This window comes from Haloarcula sp. H-GB5 (genome assembly GCF_054850705.1).
The window spans coordinates 140,794-157,713 of record NZ_JBTWBG010000004.1; the positions used below are offsets into that span (position 1 = coordinate 140,794).

Annotated in this window: 15 protein-coding genes and 1 pseudogene; 10 read left to right on the forward strand and 6 right to left on the reverse strand. The window is 56.8% G+C overall.

Annotated features, from left to right (window positions below):
• The first annotated feature begins 18 nt into the window (after window positions 1-18).
• Window positions 19-186: a hypothetical protein gene (locus ACYJ11_RS17980; protein WP_160163373.1), complete on the forward strand. Its 168-nt coding sequence runs from the start codon at window positions 19-21 to the stop codon at window positions 184-186.
• A 138-nt stretch (window positions 187-324) separates the two neighbouring features.
• Here ACYJ11_RS17980 and ACYJ11_RS17985 read toward each other — a convergent pair whose 3' ends face one another.
• Window positions 325-1,443 carry an oxidoreductase gene (locus tag ACYJ11_RS17985; RefSeq protein WP_461648839.1) on the reverse strand — a complete coding sequence of 373 codons (1,119 nt, stop codon included), beginning with the start codon at window positions 1,441-1,443 and terminating at the stop codon, window positions 325-327.
• 450 nt (window positions 1,444-1,893) lie between these two features.
• On the opposite strand from ACYJ11_RS17985, the gene ACYJ11_RS17990 reads away from it, so the two are divergent.
• The 5 genes from ACYJ11_RS17990 to ACYJ11_RS18010 all read left to right on the forward strand — a co-directional run bounded on the left by ACYJ11_RS17990 (window position 1,894) and on the right by ACYJ11_RS18010 (window position 7,233).
• On the forward strand, window positions 1,894-3,090 hold the full coding sequence (locus tag ACYJ11_RS17990) for an ABC transporter substrate-binding protein (RefSeq protein ID WP_461648886.1): 1,197 nt from the start codon (window positions 1,894-1,896) through the stop codon (window positions 3,088-3,090).
• On the forward strand, window positions 3,090-3,974 hold the full coding sequence (locus ACYJ11_RS17995) for a carbohydrate ABC transporter permease (protein ID WP_461648840.1): 885 nt from the start codon (window positions 3,090-3,092) through the stop codon (window positions 3,972-3,974). The genes ACYJ11_RS17990 and ACYJ11_RS17995 overlap by 1 nt, the downstream gene beginning before the upstream one ends.
• A 1-nt stretch (window position 3,975) precedes the next feature.
• Window positions 3,976-4,878 carry a carbohydrate ABC transporter permease gene (locus ACYJ11_RS18000; RefSeq protein ID WP_461648841.1) on the forward strand — a complete coding sequence of 301 codons (903 nt, stop codon included), beginning with the start codon at window positions 3,976-3,978 and terminating at the stop codon, window positions 4,876-4,878.
• A 10-nt stretch (window positions 4,879-4,888) separates the two neighbouring features.
• Entirely contained in the window at window positions 4,889-6,028 is a 1,140-nt protein-coding gene (locus tag ACYJ11_RS18005) for an ABC transporter ATP-binding protein (RefSeq protein WP_461648842.1), read from the forward strand.
• Window positions 6,029-6,288: 260 nt separating this feature from the next.
• A complete protein-coding gene (locus tag ACYJ11_RS18010) occupies window positions 6,289-7,233 on the forward strand; it encodes a glycerophosphodiester phosphodiesterase (protein WP_461648843.1) in 945 nt (314 codons plus the stop codon).
• Between the two features lie 52 nt (window positions 7,234-7,285).
• On the opposite strand, the gene ACYJ11_RS18015 is transcribed toward ACYJ11_RS18010, so the two are convergent.
• Both ACYJ11_RS18015 and ACYJ11_RS18020 read right to left on the reverse strand, forming a co-directional pair.
• Complete coding sequence (locus tag ACYJ11_RS18015; protein ID WP_461648844.1) at window positions 7,286-8,077, reverse strand: HAD-IIA family hydrolase; 792 nt, start codon at window positions 8,075-8,077, stop codon at window positions 7,286-7,288.
• Between the two features lie 121 nt (window positions 8,078-8,198).
• Window positions 8,199-9,500, reverse strand: a complete 1,302-nt coding sequence (locus tag ACYJ11_RS18020) for an MgtC/SapB family protein (RefSeq protein ID WP_188853494.1) — start codon at window positions 9,498-9,500, stop codon at window positions 8,199-8,201.
• A 300-nt stretch (window positions 9,501-9,800) separates the two neighbouring features.
• Between ACYJ11_RS18020 and phnD the strand changes: the two genes are divergently transcribed.
• From phnD to phnE (ACYJ11_RS18040), 4 genes are read left to right on the forward strand one after another with little or no spacing between them, the layout of a single operon-like run.
• A complete protein-coding gene (phnD, locus tag ACYJ11_RS18025; RefSeq protein WP_461648845.1) occupies window positions 9,801-10,979 on the forward strand; it encodes a phosphate/phosphite/phosphonate ABC transporter substrate-binding protein in 1,179 nt (392 codons plus the stop codon).
• A 15-nt stretch (window positions 10,980-10,994) separates the two neighbouring features.
• Entirely contained in the window at window positions 10,995-11,810 is an 816-nt protein-coding gene (gene phnC / locus ACYJ11_RS18030) for a phosphonate ABC transporter ATP-binding protein (RefSeq protein WP_188979705.1), read from the forward strand.
• A 5-nt stretch (window positions 11,811-11,815) separates the two neighbouring features.
• Window positions 11,816-12,631 (forward strand): phosphonate ABC transporter, permease protein PhnE, encoded by an 816-nt coding sequence (gene phnE, locus ACYJ11_RS18035; RefSeq protein WP_188979707.1) that lies wholly within the window; start codon window positions 11,816-11,818, stop codon window positions 12,629-12,631.
• Window positions 12,631-13,425, forward strand: coding sequence for a phosphonate ABC transporter, permease protein PhnE (gene phnE / locus ACYJ11_RS18040; protein ID WP_005538798.1), 795 nt, complete (start codon window positions 12,631-12,633; stop codon window positions 13,423-13,425). Before phnE (ACYJ11_RS18035) ends, phnE (ACYJ11_RS18040) begins: the two co-directional genes overlap by 1 nt.
• A 797-nt stretch (window positions 13,426-14,222) precedes the next feature.
• Here the strand turns inward: phnE (ACYJ11_RS18040) and ACYJ11_RS18045 are convergent.
• The 3 genes and pseudogenes from ACYJ11_RS18045 to ACYJ11_RS18055 all read right to left on the reverse strand — a co-directional run.
• A pseudogene (locus tag ACYJ11_RS18045) lies at window positions 14,223-14,812 on the reverse strand (PD-(D/E)XK nuclease family protein); the annotation flags it as partial.
• 251 nt (window positions 14,813-15,063) lie between these two features.
• Window positions 15,064-15,876 (reverse strand): DUF6036 family nucleotidyltransferase, encoded by an 813-nt coding sequence (locus tag ACYJ11_RS18050; protein ID WP_461648846.1) that lies wholly within the window; start codon window positions 15,874-15,876, stop codon window positions 15,064-15,066.
• The gene (locus tag ACYJ11_RS18055) at window positions 15,873-16,793 is read right to left on the reverse strand and encodes a helix-turn-helix domain-containing protein (protein WP_461648847.1); all 921 of its coding nucleotides are present in this window, start codon (window positions 16,791-16,793) and stop codon (window positions 15,873-15,875) included. Before ACYJ11_RS18055 ends, ACYJ11_RS18050 begins: the two co-directional genes overlap by 4 nt.
• Window positions 16,794-16,920: the final 127 nt, after the last annotated feature.

Sequence of the window (16,920 nt, forward strand, 5' to 3'; positions counted from 1 at the left end):
TGGTAGAGACGAAGCGATATGGAGAAGAGAGAGGCGGAGCTTCTTGGCGTGCAGTTGCCTCTCGTCGGCCTGTTTCTGGTCGTACTCTTCGAAGGAGTCTTTCCCTATCCGACTACTGGGCTGGTGTTCGGTGCTCTGGGAACGGCTGTTTTCTTGACGGCGCTGCTTTCAGATACGTGGCCCTAACAGCTATGACCGCGGTACTGAGCGATCCGTCTCTCTGAAAGTGAGAGAAGACTGTCTCAAAGTAACTACTGGGACTCGGTTCGGTATCGACCGCGCCACACCATGCGGCCGTACCGGTACACAGTTACAGCAATCCGCTCAATCGTCTGCCGAGGCACCCTCTTTCTGCACCTCATGCTCGGAGAGTGAAGCGGACGGAGCGAGGAACTCAGCAGGGTCAAACGCGGTCAGTTCTTCGCCGGCTTCGACTTTATCAGGCCAGTCCGGATTAGCGAGTGCGCTCCTCGCCAGCGTTACTAGATCGGCACCGGCATCGACCTTCTCGCGTGCCGCGTCAGGCGTGCCAAGCCCGCCGTTGTCGATGATGACCGTCTCATCGTCGGCGTACTTAGCCGCGGCTTCGGCCAGCGTCGGTCCGTCGTCGCCAAACGCTGGCGTGGTCGCATCGGGTTCAGTAACGTGGATATAGTCGGCACCAGCCGCCGACAGTTCATCGAAAAACACCGCTGCGGCGTCCTCGCCTTCGGGCCACTGGTGGGTCTCGTCAAGGGCGGTCGACTGTGAGATACGGATGCCAACGACGAAATCGGCGGGTGTCGCCTCGTCAATCGCGGCGACAACCTCACGCGGATAGCGCACCCGGTTTGCGGGCTTACCGCCGTACTCGTCGTCACGCTGATTGAACTCTGCCGAGAGGAATTCGTGAAGCAGGTACCCGTTCGCACCGTGGATTTCGATACCGTCGAACCCCGCGTCGATGGCGTTTTGTGCCGAGTTGACGAACGAGTCACGGATATCGGCTAGCTCATCGACCGTGGCTGCTTTGGGCGTAGGGAATTCACCGCTCCCGCCGTAGGCTTCGGCCTTTTGCCCCTCCGGTTGCACCGCCGACGGGGCGATCGTCTTGTCCCCGTCGACATGTGGATTCCCCTGACTCTGCGCCCCGGCGTGCATCAGCTGGGCGAAAATCGGGACACCAGCGTCGTGGACCGCCTCGGTAACCTGTTCCCAGGCCGCTGCCTGCGTGTCGGTTACCAGTCCGGGCTGGTTCAGATACCCCTGGCTGTATGCGTCGTCAGGATACGCCCCCTCCGTAATGAGAAACGAGAAGCCGCCTTCGGCGAACCGCTGATAGTACTGTGCCATCTCCGCGGTAGCACGACCGTCGTCAGTGGCGCTCACACGTGTCATCGGTGCGAGGCCGACTCGGTTGTCTAACGACAACTCATTGAGTGTAGTTTCGTCGAACAGTGTCACGTCGACGGATAAGCGGATAACACAATTAACGGGTGGTTCAGCATATGCCGAATAGTGCCAGCCGTTATCAAATATCGTCTGCTGGCGGAGCGGCCGCAATTCGCTCCCCTCCGATATGGCGTGACCGGGCGGAAACTCCCACAGTGCATTTCAGGGCCGACGGCCATTCACGAGCCCCCGCAACTGACAGCGCCTACTGTTCTGTCACAAGATCTTTGTATACATATTGGACAGTATAGAGAGCAATTATAATCATTCATCTTTCATGCATTGCTGGCTCCAGATATGGTTCACAGTGGTGGCGGGTACGACCATGTATCACGGCGGTCGGTTCTGAAAGCATCGGGGACTGCACTCACGGTTGGGACCGTGGGTCTGGCCGGGTGTAGCAGTAGCAGCGGTGCCAGTGTTCGGCCGGTCGACGAGGACAGCCTCACTATCTGGCATGCCATGGGTGGGACTAACGGCGAGACGCTGCAGGGGCTGGTCGACCAGTTCCAGTCCGAGACTGGCATCGAAGCCAACCTCGTTTTTCAGGACTCCTACGAGGGAGTTCTGACGAACACGCTGAGCGCACTCGATTCCGGTGAAGTCCCCGATGTCTTCCAGATCGACAGTCTGTTCGCCCAGCAGGTCCTCGATACGGATGCGGTCGAGCCCGTCGAGAACCTGCTGTCCGACGACTACCCGGTCGATGACTTCCTGCCGAACGTGACCTCGTTTTTCACCATCGATGACACGCTCACATCGATGCCGTTCAACAACTCCAACGCCATCCTCTATTACAACCGGTCGGCGTTCGAGGAAGCCGGGCTTGACCCGGACAGCCCACCGACGACACTCGAAGAAGTGCGGAGCTACTCACAGACGCTTGTCGACGAAGGCGTTACCGACGCCGGGATCACCTGGCCGAACCACGTCTGGTTCGTCGAGCATTTCTACTCCGTCGACGGGCAGACGCTACTCGACGCTGAGAACGGCCATGCCGGCCAGCCGACGACGATGCAAACTGACACCGAGACGGCCCGGTCCCTGTATGAGTGGTGGCACGAAATGGCTGACAACGGCCTGTTCAGCAACCCTGGAATCGAGGCTTGGGGGGAAGCAACGTCCACATTCCTTACCGAGAAAGCCGCTATGTTGATGACCTCGACGGCGTCTGTCACTGGTATCCGATCCGGCGCGGAGGAAAACGGGTTCGAGGTAGACAACGCGTTCTATCCGACGATTGACGGCGACCGGACTGGGCCAGTTATCGGCGGGGCTTCGTGGTTCGTCCCCTCCGGACTGCCACAGGACCGCCAGGACGACATCGGCAGCTTCCTCGAATTCATGGGCCGGCCGGCGTCACAGATCACCTGGCACAAGGGGACTGGCTACTACCCGATCCGACAGAGTGCTGTCGAGCAACTCGAAACCGACGGCTGGTTCAGCGAGAACCCGATGTACCGAACCGCGTTCGACCAGTTGACCCAGGCCGAGAACACGCCGGCGACAAAGCGGATGCTCATCGGCCCGGCTCGACAGGTTCAGACGACAATTCAGGATAAGTCAGTCGAGCTGTTCAGCGGCGAGGTCGGTGTCGACGAGGGGCTCTCCGAGCTGAAATCGGCCGTCGAAGAACAGCTTAACCGATACTACAGCTAATGTCCACGCGCGAAGTCTTCACAGACCGTCTGCAGGCCGGCGTGTTGCTGCTACCGACGATGGTTGTGTCGCTGGTGTTCCTCTACTACCCGACGGTCCGTGCGGTCGGACTCAGTTTTTACCGGGCTTCGCTTGCCCGAGGTGACGTGTTTGTCGGGCTTGAGAACTACAGACGGTTAGCCGGCTCTTCGGAGTATCTCCGGAGCGTGCTTATCTCGGTACTGTTCGCGACGTGTGTCGTCGTCGGCGTGATGGCCGTTGCCCTGTGTGTCTCCTTTCTTATCCATGAGATCAATGTTGGGAAGGGAGTGTATCTGGTGGCGGTTATCTGGCCGTACGCACTGCCGCCGGCTGTCGCCGGGCTGGTGTTCCTGTTCATCGCTCACCCGAACATCGGTATCTTCACGAGCTATATCGAGGCCCTCGGCGTCGATGTCAACTGGTTCAGCAACGGTCCGCAGGCGTTCATCGTCGTGCTGATCGCGGCAGTGTGGAAACAGGTCGGGTACAACGTCATCTTCATGACAGCCGCGCTCGGTAACGTCCCCGAGTCGCTGACTGAGACCGCCGAACTCGACGGCGTCTCTCGAACGCAGCGACTGCTCCGCGTGTACGTCCCGATCATCTCGCCGACGCTTGTGTTTCTGGTCATCATGAACACGATATACGGCTTTTTCGGGACGTTCCCGATGGTCGATCTCATGACGAAAGGTGGGCCCGCCGGTGCGACAAATATCCTCATTTATGACCTCTACCGGACCGCCTTCCAGTTCTACGAGTTTGGATTCGCCTCGGCGAAGTCCGTTGTGCTGTTCATCGCTGTCGGGCTGTTGATGTACGGTCAGTTCCGCTTGAGTGACAAATACGCCTACTACGGAGGATAACATGCTCGGCTCACTCCTTACTGCGTTGACTGCCGCTGTTGAGCGCTCCCAGTCCGCGGGACGAACTACCAGTGAACGCATCCGGCGGTTCGAGACGGAGCAGCTCACGCTACACGTGCTCGCAGCGACCGTCGTGTTCCTGATCGTACTGCCAGTGTTGATCGCGGCGCTTGTCTCGACGAAGCGGGCCGGGATCGTTACCTCAATTGGCGATCTGGTACCCGGCGGCCACGCACTGTCGAACTACCGGCGTGCGCTCATGGGCCTCGAATTCTGGCGGTTCATGCTGAACTCCTTCGTGATGTCTGTTGCCGTCGTCGTCGGAAAGCTGATAGTGTCACTGCTGGCCGCGTTAGTGATCGTCTACTACCGGTTCCCGTACAAGAACGCGGTGTTCCTGTTTATTCTCTTTACTCTCTTGCTCCCGGTTCCGGTCAGGTTTGTGCCGCTGTATCGCCTGACGACTGAACTCGGTATGAACAACACCTTCTTCGCGATCACAGTCCCGTATCTGGCCAGCGCGACGACCGTGTTCATCCTTCGTCAGCACTTCCTGTCGATTCCAGCATCGCTCGTTGAGACGGCGAAGGTCGACGGTGTCGGTCCATTGCGGTTCCTGTGGTCTGTCCTGATTCCGATGTCCCGTGCCGTTCTCGTGGGCGTGTCGGTGATCATGTTCGTTTACACGTGGAACCAGTACCTCTGGCCGCTGGTGATCATCAATGCAGAAAGCCTGCAGGTCGCACAGGTCGGCTTGAATCTGCTTCGAGGACAGGCCAGCACTGGGGAAGTCGCTTGGTCCATGGTGATGACCGGGTCGATACTGACCCTGTTGCCACCGCTGGCGCTGCTGGTGCTGTTCCGACGACAGCTGCTAGAGACGTTTACGATCCAACAAAAATGAGAGGAGAGCAATGACTGACGTAACCCTACAGGACGTACGGAAAGAATTCGATGGTGTCGTCGCGGTGAAAAATATCGACCTCCAGATCCCGGACGGCGCGTTCGTGACTGTGGTCGGGCCGAGTGGCTGTGGGAAAAGCACCACACTTCGGCTGATCGCCGGGCTAGAGCAGGCCACTGAGGGGACGATTCAGATGGGCGATCAGGAAGTCACTGGCGTCGAACCGAAAGACCGCGATGTCGCGATGGTGTTCCAGAACTACGCGCTGTACCCACACATGACCGCGCGCCGGAACATCACGTTCGGCATGAAGTCAGCCGGCGACTTCACCGACGAGGAGATCGACCGCCAGGTGGAGGAAGCTACAGCGGTGCTCGACATCGACGACCTGCTCGACCGAAAGCCCGGCGAGCTATCCGGCGGTGAACGACAGCGAGTCGCACTCGGTCGCGCATTAGTCCGGGACCCGGAGGTGTTCCTCATGGACGAACCGCTGTCGAACCTCGACGCCAAACTCCGGATCAAGATGCGGGCCGAACTGGCGAAACTCCACAGCGAATTCGAAACCACCACCATCTACGTGACACACGACCAGACAGAGGCGATGACCCTTGGTGACCGGGTGGTGGTAATGAACGACGGTCGCATCCAGCAAGTCGACAGCCCACAGCGGCTGTACGACTACCCTGAGACTCGGTTCGTCGCGGAGTTCATCGGCGATCCCGCGATGAACATGCTCTCCGTGGATATCACTCGCAACGGAACCGAATACGAGGCCGTCGGCCCAACGTTCCGTATCCCGTTACCAGAGGCCGACGGCTTGGAAACAGCCGCCGGTGCGAAGGCGCTATTAGGCGTTCGGCCCGAGAGCCTTTCGGTAGCTGATTCGGCCGACCGAAGTTCCTTCCCCGCTGAGGTAACCGTCACCGAACCGCTCGGTGATAGCCTTCTGCTGGAGTGTCGGACCGGCGATCAGGAGTTCAAACTACATGCCGAACCCCGAACGGCCGTCGAACCGGGTGACCGAGTTCCGTTGACAGTTGAGACCGAGCGGCTCCACCTGTTCGATCCACAGACGGGCGAAGCCATCTATCACGCAGCGGCGGCGCAATCGCCCGAAGTAACCAGTACCGTCGATAGTACTATGTGACTTCGCGGCAGATCCGCTCCGTACTACTGGCGAGACAGGACCGGCAAGCACAGCTCCGTCCGTCTCGTGTGCTGTCTGTCGTTTCAGCATAACTACATCCGAGATTCTACTAATATTTATACTATATACTAATATGTACTCTCAGCCAACAGCCGGTTCTGTCGCTCTGAAGTGTGAATAAACTCAAGAAAACAGAACAGTATATAGCAATATTACCGATCAATAGTTATATATAGATTGTGTAGGTAATAGGCCACGGAATGGTTCGAATACCAGACATATGCCGTCGAACCGTGCTGAAGAGTACGTCCGCTGCCGCACTCGGGTCCATTGTGGGCACTGCGGCTGGCAGGGAAAACGATCACAGCAGTACCGAACCGCCTATCGCTTCCCCACCGATCCTTGCTGCACACCGTGGCTACCGCGGTCTGTACCCGCAAAACACCATCGCCGCAGTTCAGCAGGCAGCGTACGGCGGTCCTCGCAGTCACGAGTACAATACCGATATGATGGAATGCGATATCGTGCCTGCAGGCGGGAAACCCTGGAAGGGTGAGGACTTCGAAATCGTCGTTTTCCACGACGATAAGCTAGACGACCTGACAGACGAATCCGGGTACGTCTGGGAAAACGATGCGCAGACAGTTCTGAACGCTGAAATCCGTGACAGTGGTCAGACGATCCCTCGATTAGACGAGTTCGTCGAAGCGACGCCGGACAGTATCCCGCTCGATATCGAGTGGAAGGCCGCTGGTGTCTCTCCTGACGATGACGCGTCGGAATCCGATGTTGAGACCTGGGACCCGTTCACGGAACAGGCACTCGAAGTCCTCTCTCATCACGAAAACGACGTTATCATTCAGTCGTTCCAGAAGGCCGCCCTGCAGTCCGTCCGAAACGCGGACTCCAGTATTCCGATCGCGTACCTGCTCTGGGATTCGATCGAGGACGGTCTTTCTATCGTCCGTGACCTGGACGCGGAGTACATCCAGCCGCCGTACAATATGATCATGAACACGCCCTTCTTCAACGAGGACTACTACCTCGAAGACCCGGATTTCGCCGAGATCGATCTGGTCGAGACCGCTCACGAGGAAGGTCGGAAGGTAATCCCGTACACGATAACGACATGGCATCAGGCGGAGAAACTCGTCGAGGCCGGTGTTGACGGAATCATCGCTGACTACCCCGGCGTGCTCGACTGAACTTTTGGGGTATCGAGACCGCTGGAAACAGTTACTCCCACCTTTTCCGGACTTACTGTCCGTTTTCTACGATCGCTGCCAGTTCTGAAAGGTCGGTCACGACGTGGTCAGCGCTCACGTCACTCTCCGCTAAGTCCGCCGTACTGGTAACGCCAGTTAGTGGCAGTACCGTCTCCATCCCGGCCTGGTTTCCCATTCTGATGTCTGTCCCGAGGCGATCACCGATCATGAGACAGTGCTCCGGCTCACTACCGAGGCGTTCCAGCGCCATCTGAAGGATTACGTTGGACGGCTTGCCGATCAACTGGTCCAATTCCTGCCCAGCTACTCCTTCTATTGCCCCGATCATCCCTGCTGCATCGGGTATCTCACCCCCATCTACCGGACACGTTCGGTCCGGATTAGTCGCAACGAAAACCGCGTCGTTTTCAGTGAGTGCGATTAGCGCATCCTGTAGGACCTGGTAATCAAAACCGAAATCAAGTGATGCGATCACGGTGCCTGCTCGCTCTGGATCGGTTGTCGTTTTCAGCCCAGCAGCGCGCAACTCCGCAACCAAGGCGTCCTCGCCGATGACGTAGATTTCGCGCTCCGGATACTGCGCGGATAGATAGTCCGCTGATGCGGTGGCGGACGTGATGATGTCATCACTGCTGCAATCGATGCCCAGTGCGTTCAGCTTCTCGCAATACTTTTCACGCCGATCAATCGGCTTATTTGTGACGAACAGCGTCGAGAGCCCCGCATTACGTACTGTCCGTACCCCCTCTGCAGCGTTTTCGACTAACGAATCCCCGCGATAGACTGTACCGTCGAGGTCGATAATTGCACTGGTGTATGTCATCTAGTGTCCTCCATCTCAAACGGTGATGCTTCCACAGAAGCCGCTGCTGCCGAGATCACAGGCGCTTTCTTCACTGCAGGGACCGTGGCGACCCTCGAAACACGCCGATAGCTCTGTTCGTTCATACTAATTGGATGCTGATAACCACGCCACCGATTCCGATCAGCGACAAGTAGAGTGACTTTCGCACCACCGGCGCTAGCAGTGAGCGGTTGATACTCGTTGCAAACCCGATTTTCACGAGGATACTGGAGAGCGTCCCGGCCAGCACACCCTGCGCCGCTACTGCCGGCGATATTTGACCAGTCGATGTCAGCGTCACTGCAGTCGTTGTCGTCGTGCCGCTCGATACGATTCCGCTGAGGAAGCTCGTAATCAGGAATCCGGCTGTTCCGAATATGCGCTGTGCTCCGGCGGTGAGAACCAAGACCGTGAGGAAGAGAAGTCCGAATTTCAGCGCGTTCGCGCTGCTAAACGGCGAGTCGAAATCCAGTTCCAGATCGCCCTCCCAGTCGCTATCGTAATATGCGAGTCCGACACCACTAATGGCGATCAGGCCCAGCGGAAGTCCAACACTGACAGCCGACTCGGGGACGAATGCAACGATGATCGCCAAATTACGGACCGCCATCGCCGCATCAGCGATCAGTATCGTTCCCACTGCGAGCTCTGTGATCCCAGTGTTGTTCTTTGCACGGCCCGCGATTTCGCCGATTACGGCGGTAGAGTTCACTAGCCCACCGAAGAAGCCAGTTACAGCGATCCCCTTGCTGCCGTATCGCTGCATCACGATATAGTTGACAAACCCGATCCCACTGACCGCAATCACGAGCATCCAGACCAGTTTCGGATCAATCGCATCCCATGGTCCGTACGTTCCGCCGGGCAGGAGCGGATACACGACAAACGAGATGATCGCAAACTCACCGGCGCTGCGTACTTCTTCTCGCGATAGCTGGTGTGCAAACTCGTGTAGCTCCCTTCGAAGGACTAGCAGGAACGACGACGTGATGCCAATAATGACGCCGATCAGAACGTGATTGGCTCCAACCAGTATGCCGACCGCGTACGCGACAAGTAGTGAAGTTGAAGTTGTCAGGGACAGGCCGAACTCCGACTCACCGTCGTCGCTGGTCCACTGTGCGACAATTCCCCTGATCCCGAGCAACCCCCCTTGCACGAGTACCAATGCCCCGCCCGAAGCAAGCAGGATTGTCTCGTTGAGCGACATTGCGGCAGCGCCGACCAGGCTGGTCAACGTAAACGTGCGGATTCCCGCAGACTTGTTGGCCCACTCTCGTTCGAGCCCGAGCAGCATACCCAGCGCACCTGCTATAAAAAGGTGGAGTATCTCAGTATCGACAGTTATCCCCTCTATACCTCCGAAAACAGCCGTATTCGCGATTGCACTCATTACAGTCATCTTATGTTACAAACGGTGGTTCCGTCATTTTTATATAGTCTATATACTACTATATTCTATATGGAGACAAATATACTGATGGGTAATAGGTGTTGGCCTTGAGGCTCGCTTGAATATTGTCGTAGCCCCTGCGGAATTCGAAGATCGCCCTCGATTACTGCTTAGTGTCTAGTAGCACTCATATATGCTATTCTAATACTAACTCTAGTTTCTATACGAGGAGAGTCTAAAACTCGGCTTGATTGGCTTATAGTTTTTGTCAGAATTAGACATAAATGCTTTTTAACCCAGGTTTCGCACATGTCTGTGTCGACAATGAAACAGAACCCAGTTGACCGACGATCTGTGTTGAAAATTGGCGCTACTGCGCTTGCAGCGGGCGTTGCAGGCTGTTCTCAGGAGAGTAGCCAGAACACCGAATCATCTGGTGGTGACAGCACTGATAGCAGTGACGGTTCCAGTAGCGGTGACGGTAGTTCCGGACAGAGTGCTAACTATCCCGAGTTCGATCCGGCCAACCCGGAGTTCCCGCAGCTGATGCAGACGCTCATCGAGGCGGGGTTCGAGACGGGGTCCCTGCAGGACCTGAAAAACATGAAGGAACGCGAGAAGCCTCGCTACGGTAACCCCGTCCAGAGTACTCCGGATAATCAAGACGACCTGATTGACCCGGACCGCATCGCGTTTGCGATGACACCAACGGAGGACCCGGCAGTCTACCGGGATACGATGCGACCGCTGATGGACAACATTGCCGAAGAAACGGGGAAATCGGTCAAGTACTTCCCCCTCAACTCGTACGCGTCCCAGATTGAGGCGATGCGATCCGAACGCCTCCACGTCGCCGGTTTCTCTACTGGGCCAACGCCTTTCGCTGTGAATCTGGCCGGTGCTGTCCCGTTCTCGCTCCAGATTTCGAAGGAGGGTGACTTCGGATATCGGCTGTGGCTCGCCACGCAGGCGGATAACGACGACATCTCGTCGCTTGAGGATATCAAGGGCAAACGTGTCGCACACGCCGAACCGTCGTCTAACTCCGGAAACCTCGCTCCCCGTGCGCTGTTCTCGAATCAGGGTGTCACTCCAGGCGAAGACTACGAAGTGAGCTATTCCGGCGGCCACGAACAGAGCATCCTCGGAGTGGCAAACGACGACTACGATGCTGCCCCTGTTTGTAGCACCTGTGTCACGCGTGTTGCGGAGGCGGACAACATTGATCCGACGAATCTCAAAGTCGTCTGGGCCAGCAATCCGTTCCCCACGACGAGCTTCTGTTACCGCTACAATCTAAAACCAGAAATTCAGGAAGGCATCAGGGCGGCATTCCTCGATTACGACTACTCGGACACCAAGATCGCGGAGGTCTTCGGTGGTCGCGGAAAATGGACGGAGATTGATTACGCTACGACCTACGATATCATCCTCCAGATTCAGGAGAACAACGAAATCAAGTACAACACCGATAACATCGAAGGCTAAGAAGAGAACCGAATAATGCTCACTGTAGATAATCTGGAAAAAACGTACGACTCCGGTGATAAAGCACTCAAAGGTGTCTCATTCGAAGTCAGTGGTAACGAGATCGTTGCGATCATCGGGCCAAGCGGGGCCGGAAAAAGCACGCTCGTTCGTAGTATCAACAGATTAACCGAGCCAACTGCCGGGCGTGTCTCGCTCGATGATACAGAGGTGACTGGCCTGGACAAATCAGCCCTTCGCGATGTCCGTCGCGATATGGGAATGATATTCCAGGAGTTCAATCTCGTCGAGCGCCTCACGGTGATGGAGAACATACTCTCCGGTCGCCTTGGCTATCTCAGTACGTGGAACGCATTCCGTCGGAACTTCCCACCAGAGGATATCAAGCGCGCACGGGAGATCCTCAGTCGGGTGAATCTAGAGGGAGTCGAGAACAACCGTGCAGATGAACTCTCCGGCGGCCAGCGACAGCGGGTTGGTATCGCCCGTGCCGTCATTCAGCGGCCGAAGATACTGCTCGCTGACGAGCCGACGAGCGCGCTGGACCCCGACACCTCCCGGGAGGTCATGAGCCTTCTGACGGACATCGCTCACGAAGACGATATCCCGATCATCATCAACATCCACGAAGTCGATTTGGCGGTCGACTACGCGGACCGGATCATCGGACTCAGTGACGGTGAGATCGTCTTTAACGGCCCACCTGACGATCTAGATCAGGCAGCCAGAGACAAAATATATCGCGGTGGTGAATCCATTGCGGACCGCGAAGGGCCGAGTGCGGGGAGCAGCACCGACTCTGACGACGTCATTGCTGAACGAGGTGACTAATCAATATGGCTGCTGAATCTGGATCGGCCGTTGAAGGATCTTGGGAGCGCCCCACAGTCTTCTACAACAAGAAGGTCAAGTATCTCATCTACGGGCTTATCTTGTTGTTCTTCGCGTATAGCTTCTGGAACCTTCGGATCTCCCCCAGCCGATTCGTTCGAGGGATCGGAGCCGGTGTCGAACTCGTCACGAGTATGCTCCCACCAGCGTACACTCCGTCCCAGCGGGAGCTGCTCATTCAGGGCATTGTCGAGAGTATCGTGATGACGATTGTCGCCACGACAATCGGCATCATCGTCAGCGTGCCGGTCGCCATCATGGCTTCCAACAATCTCTCGCCGAAGCCAGTTTACTACGTCGGTCGCAGCATCGTTGCAGTCACGCGCTCGCTCCACGAGCTCATTGTTGCGATCATTATGGTCAAAGCGGTCGGATTCGGTCCGCTCGCTGGTGTCCTTGCCCTCGCGTTCAAAACGATCGGTTTCTTCGCGAAACTCCTTGCCGAGGAGATCGAAGATATCGATCGTGGCCAGATGGAGGCGATCACTGCTGTCGGCGGGACGCCCGTTCAGACGTATCTCTATGGCGTCCTCCCACAGGTAATGCCGCGGATCATTGGGCTGTCGATTTACCGGCTCGATATCAACCTCCGTCACAGCACTGTCGTCGGGATTGTCGGAGCGGGTGGTATCGGGATCACGCTGTTGAACTCCTTCGACAAGTACGACTATCAATTCAGCATGGCGATCATCGCTGTCATCGTCGCGATTGTCATGGTCGGTGAAGGTGTCAGCGCTCTCGCCCGGAGGCGGATACAATAATGTCAAACAGTACTGACTCCTGGAGTCGGTTCGATCGCCGTGAGCGATTGCTCCGGTTCTTTGGGCTACTGGCTGGCCTCGTCATTCTCGTCGCAGCCTGGCGCGCCATGGAAGTGAATTACGGCTACGCCGTGACTGCCCCGCGTGAGCTGGCCGACCTCTTCGGTCGGATGTATCCTCCCAATGTAGGGTACTCCCGGAAGATTGTCGGGCCGCTGCTCGAGACGATCAATATCTCGATCCTCGGCACGGCACTGGCCATCGTAATGGCGATCCCGGTCGCATTCCTCGGTGCCAGCAACACGGCACCCAACAAGCCGGCGTACCTGCTGGGGAAGTTCATCATCTCGTTTACCCGTTCGGTCAACGTCATTATCTGGGCGCTGATCTTCGTGGTTATCTTCGGCCCTGGGGCCCTCGCTGGCGTGCTGGCGATTTCGATCAGGTCGATCGGGTTCACTGCAAAGCTGATCGCGGAAGCCATCGAGGAGATCGACCGCGGGTCTGTCGAAGCGATCACGGCAGCTGGGGCATCGCCCGTTGATGTACTCATCTACAGTATCGTTCCACAGATCAAGCCGGCGTTCATCAGCGTCGCGACGCTTCGATGGGATATCAACGTCAGAGCGTCGACGATCATCGGGTTCGTCGGTGCAGGCGGGATCGGTGTCCCGCTACAAACAGAGATCAACTACTTCAATTGGGAAGCAGTCCTGACGATACTCATCTCCATTCTGGGCCTTGTGCTCATCAGCGAAGCCATCTCAGCCTATCTGCGCAAGAAAGTAATGTAGGCGAGCAGCCACCTCCCGTCGCCTATTATTATCCGCTCAACTGATTCTATAATATTGTATAATTATTATCAAAAAACTTATACGTTTGGGGTGTATATAGCCAGTGGGGCCAACGCCAGTGTCTGCCAACCTGGTTTCCCCCTTCTCCGTATTATGAGCGCTTCTATCGACGGATTCAGCATCGTAAGGCAGGCCATTCTGCAAGGATGGATAGCGGGGTCGTTAGTGCGACCTGAATACCGAATTGGATATCCACTCAAACCGTGCTGCTCGCACCAATAGTATACGTGTACTTACGATGTATTACACCAGAGCCACGCTATACTCGAACCGATCTGTAGCCGCACCGCTGCTGGAAAGACGCGGCAGTGACGGCGGACGAACTTCTGGATACGTGTCACGAGGGGTGCATCTCCTCACGTCAGGTCAGCAAAAGAATGGTGGGCAGCCGGGGGGAGTGGCGTGCAACGCACCATTCAGAGTCGTCATCCACGACGACAGGTTCTGGACTCGGGCCAATCGATGATCTGAATCGGATTCAAGGGGGAAATGGAGCGAGGACCAGAACCCACCTACCGGTACGCAGTTGGTAACAAAAACAGTTGTGATATCTGCTTGCAGTCTATCGGTTCTGTGATTGCTGCACGGCTACGAACACGCTCTCGGAAGGGGTATGTCCAGTCGACTGTCAGCGAGCACGTCGCAATTACGATACTCCTTCGGAGGAAATTCCGGAGCGACTCCCAAACTGACTGCCACCCCGTCTGCTGTATCGGGAGTGGCACTTCTCTTCTGGGCTAGTCCCACACAGAAACCAATTCAACCATAGAACTGAGCTCAGATTCTATCTGGGAGTATTCGGTTGGATCCCAGTCGAATCGCTCCTCGACACCGGCATCAGTGAATCGAAGAGACGCACAGACATACGGCTCCGGTCGTGCTGGAAGAGCGCTAGCGCGTAGGCGAGCATCTGGGGGCGATAGTGTTCAGCCAATCCGGCACTTGAGGCTTCCGAGAGGTCGTTCGTTTTGTAGTCGATAATACGGTAGCTGCCGGGGGTGACAAGCAATCGGTCGATATCACCAACAATCTGCGAGTCATCAAGCCGGGCAACGACGGAATACTCATCGTAGGTCGCTTGGAGTTGTGTGTTGGCCTCCACGCGGTCTACAAATTCGACTGCATCTCCAGCGTGCTCGACAGCATCACGGAGGTCTGTTTCCGTCGGTTCTTCGCGACGGGTTTCGATTCTGTGCTTGAGCTGTTCGAGACGCTCCTGTTGGCCACGGATTGCGATATCCATGTCCGAGCCGGCGTCGGCTTTGCGCTCGTACTCCTCGATGAAGGACTCGATCCGTTCTCGTTCCGCCTGTGCGTACTCCTCGAGAGCAGGTGAGCCTCGGCGTGTTGACGAACGGAAGGAGTTTGAGTCCGACCTCTCAGTGGTCGTCCTCGCGAAATCCGTCTTCCTACAGAGGGACCGGTTCTACGGTCGAAACGTTTCCTTCGTTTCCGACTCTATACCTGATGCCGAGATAGAGGCACAGATACATGATACTCTTTTGGAGCCCTCAGAACACCGAGGGCTGCTAAGCGCCTACCCGTTCAGCGCCACGCTCGTCGAGGGTGACGGCCCTGTCAAAGGGTGGTCGACTTCCGACCTATCTCGTTGTCTTCGATCGCGACGACATCCTTCGCTACGAGATGTTCGAGAGCCTCGTCTACGTCCTCGGGAGAAAGGTCGACTGCGGCCTTCAACTCTGCCCGGGAGATCGACTCGTCGAAGGCCTGCAACACTTCGAGTTCCCGGTACACGCGTTCGGTGATTTCGGAGACCCGCTCGGCCAAGGGCGTCGAGATGTTGTGCTGCTCTTCGAGTTCCAGTAGCGCCTGGTTCGCGTGGGTGACGAACAGCTCCTGTCCCAGCAAGTCGATCTGCTGCTCCAGTTCGTCCTCGATAACGTCGAAATCGAGTTCGGTCTGCACGAGGGCGAACATGTCCTCAATGTCGTCTGTCCGCCCGGCGACCGACTTGAACAGGAAGATGTCCTCGGCACTGACCAGCGCGACCGACAGCCTCCCGGCGTCGAGATAGGTTTCGCTCCGCCGGCGCATCCCCTCCGAGAGGACGAGCTTGTCGATCACCTGTTGGTTGAAAATGTCGATACGACACCCGTCGTCGTTCTCGAGGATCCGCTGCGCTCCGAGGTCGCCGTACTCCTCTCCGCGCTCTTTGACGATGTCGTACCCGTTGTCCAGCAAGACTGCCTGTAGCACTCGAAGCTCGTCGCCGCCGCTAACGATGAGGTCGATGTCCTTAGTGGCGTTCTTGAGACCACGAAACGACATCGCACCGCCGCCGATCAGATAGACAGTCAGTTCAGTTTCGACTTGCCTGCCGACCCGTCGCAGTTCAGACTCGATGTACTCGCTGTCGAACCGCCGCCTCATACTGTCACCCCGTATTCGTCGGCGAGCTCACGGAACTCCTCCCACCGCGGAAGGCGTCCCGACCGACTTTCTCCCTCAGTATCGAGGTATTCGAAGAGGGTCGACACCTGTTCGTCGACCTCGTACTTTTGCGCGGCTTGGAGTACTTCGTCGCGGTCGATTGCCGTCTCGCTGAGCACGAGGAGGCAGTAGGACTGCGAGCGCGTTCCGTCATCGATTACAAGCATATGACAACACAACTCCCGCGGCGATACCTCATCGATCGACTCCGAGTACAGGTAGTACCGACGCTGACGAGCCATCAACGGGAGGTCGTACGCTTGGAACAATTCCGGCCCCGTCAGGTGGAACGCATCTTCCTCGATATCGGTGCGGGTCTGGACGAGAAACTCGTCCAGCGATTCCCAGAGAATTGTGAACGACTCCGTGTGGTCCTCGATGCGGTGTCTGTGCCGCAAATGCGCAAACTCATGGGCCACGGTAGATAGCTCCTCGAAGTCGTCGTTGAGCCTGTACTTTCCGTCCGACTTGTATATCATCCCGCGGTTCTCCAACGGGGACAACGACCGATGTACCGTGCTTCGATGAACGCCGGCTTGTTCCGCGAGTTGGCTGGCACTCGCCGGCGACTGCAGGCAGTACAGAATCCGTAGCGCTGCGCCGCCGAGCAATTCGGGAAACGGGATGTGGGTGTACTGTTGGACGAAACCGTCGAACAGTTCTATGGCTCGGGCATCTGACCGATTGATCTGCTTTTGCTTTCCCTCACGGCTGGTGTGAACCAGTCCCTTCGACTCCATCCGGGTAGCGAGTTCGGACACGTAACTACGACTCCGGTTTAGTTCCTCGGCGAGTCCCGAAACTGTCGACTTTCCTTGCAGGGCTTCCAGCGCCCGAAGCTCTGCCTCAGTGTACATTTTGTTGCATATTTACGAAGTGAATATAAATAACTTCGGTGTTTTGCAACACCGGAGCGTCAATCGAGCGACGGTAGAGAAGCACCCTTCCCATCGGTGCGGAGAGTCATATATCATCTCGAACCAG

Coding starts and splice junctions, on each gene's coding strand:
- ACYJ11_RS17980 (WP_160163373.1), top strand. CDS start 19: ATGGAGAAGAGAGAGGCGGAGCTTCTTGGCGTGCAGTTGCCTCTCGTC.
- ACYJ11_RS17990 (WP_461648886.1), top strand. CDS start 1,894: ATGGGTGGGACTAACGGCGAGACGCTGCAGGGGCTGGTCGACCAGTTC.
- ACYJ11_RS17995 (WP_461648840.1), top strand. CDS start 3,090: ATGTCCACGCGCGAAGTCTTCACAGACCGTCTGCAGGCCGGCGTGTTG.
- ACYJ11_RS18000 (WP_461648841.1), top strand. CDS start 3,976: ATGCTCGGCTCACTCCTTACTGCGTTGACTGCCGCTGTTGAGCGCTCC.
- ACYJ11_RS18005 (WP_461648842.1), top strand. CDS start 4,889: ATGACTGACGTAACCCTACAGGACGTACGGAAAGAATTCGATGGTGTC.
- ACYJ11_RS18010 (WP_461648843.1), top strand. CDS start 6,289: ATGGTTCGAATACCAGACATATGCCGTCGAACCGTGCTGAAGAGTACG.
- ACYJ11_RS18015 (WP_461648844.1), bottom strand. CDS start 8,077: ATGACATACACCAGTGCAATTATCGACCTCGACGGTACAGTCTATCGC.
- ACYJ11_RS18020 (WP_188853494.1), bottom strand. CDS start 9,500: ATGACTGTAATGAGTGCAATCGCGAATACGGCTGTTTTCGGAGGTATA.
- phnD (WP_461648845.1), top strand. CDS start 9,801: ATGTCTGTGTCGACAATGAAACAGAACCCAGTTGACCGACGATCTGTG.
- phnC (WP_188979705.1), top strand. CDS start 10,995: ATGCTCACTGTAGATAATCTGGAAAAAACGTACGACTCCGGTGATAAA.
- phnE (WP_188979707.1), top strand. CDS start 11,816: ATGGCTGCTGAATCTGGATCGGCCGTTGAAGGATCTTGGGAGCGCCCC.
- phnE (WP_005538798.1), top strand. CDS start 12,631: ATGTCAAACAGTACTGACTCCTGGAGTCGGTTCGATCGCCGTGAGCGA.
- ACYJ11_RS18050 (WP_461648846.1), bottom strand. CDS start 15,876: ATGAGGCGGCGGTTCGACAGCGAGTACATCGAGTCTGAACTGCGACGG.
- ACYJ11_RS18055 (WP_461648847.1), bottom strand. CDS start 16,793: ATGTACACTGAGGCAGAGCTTCGGGCGCTGGAAGCCCTGCAAGGAAAG.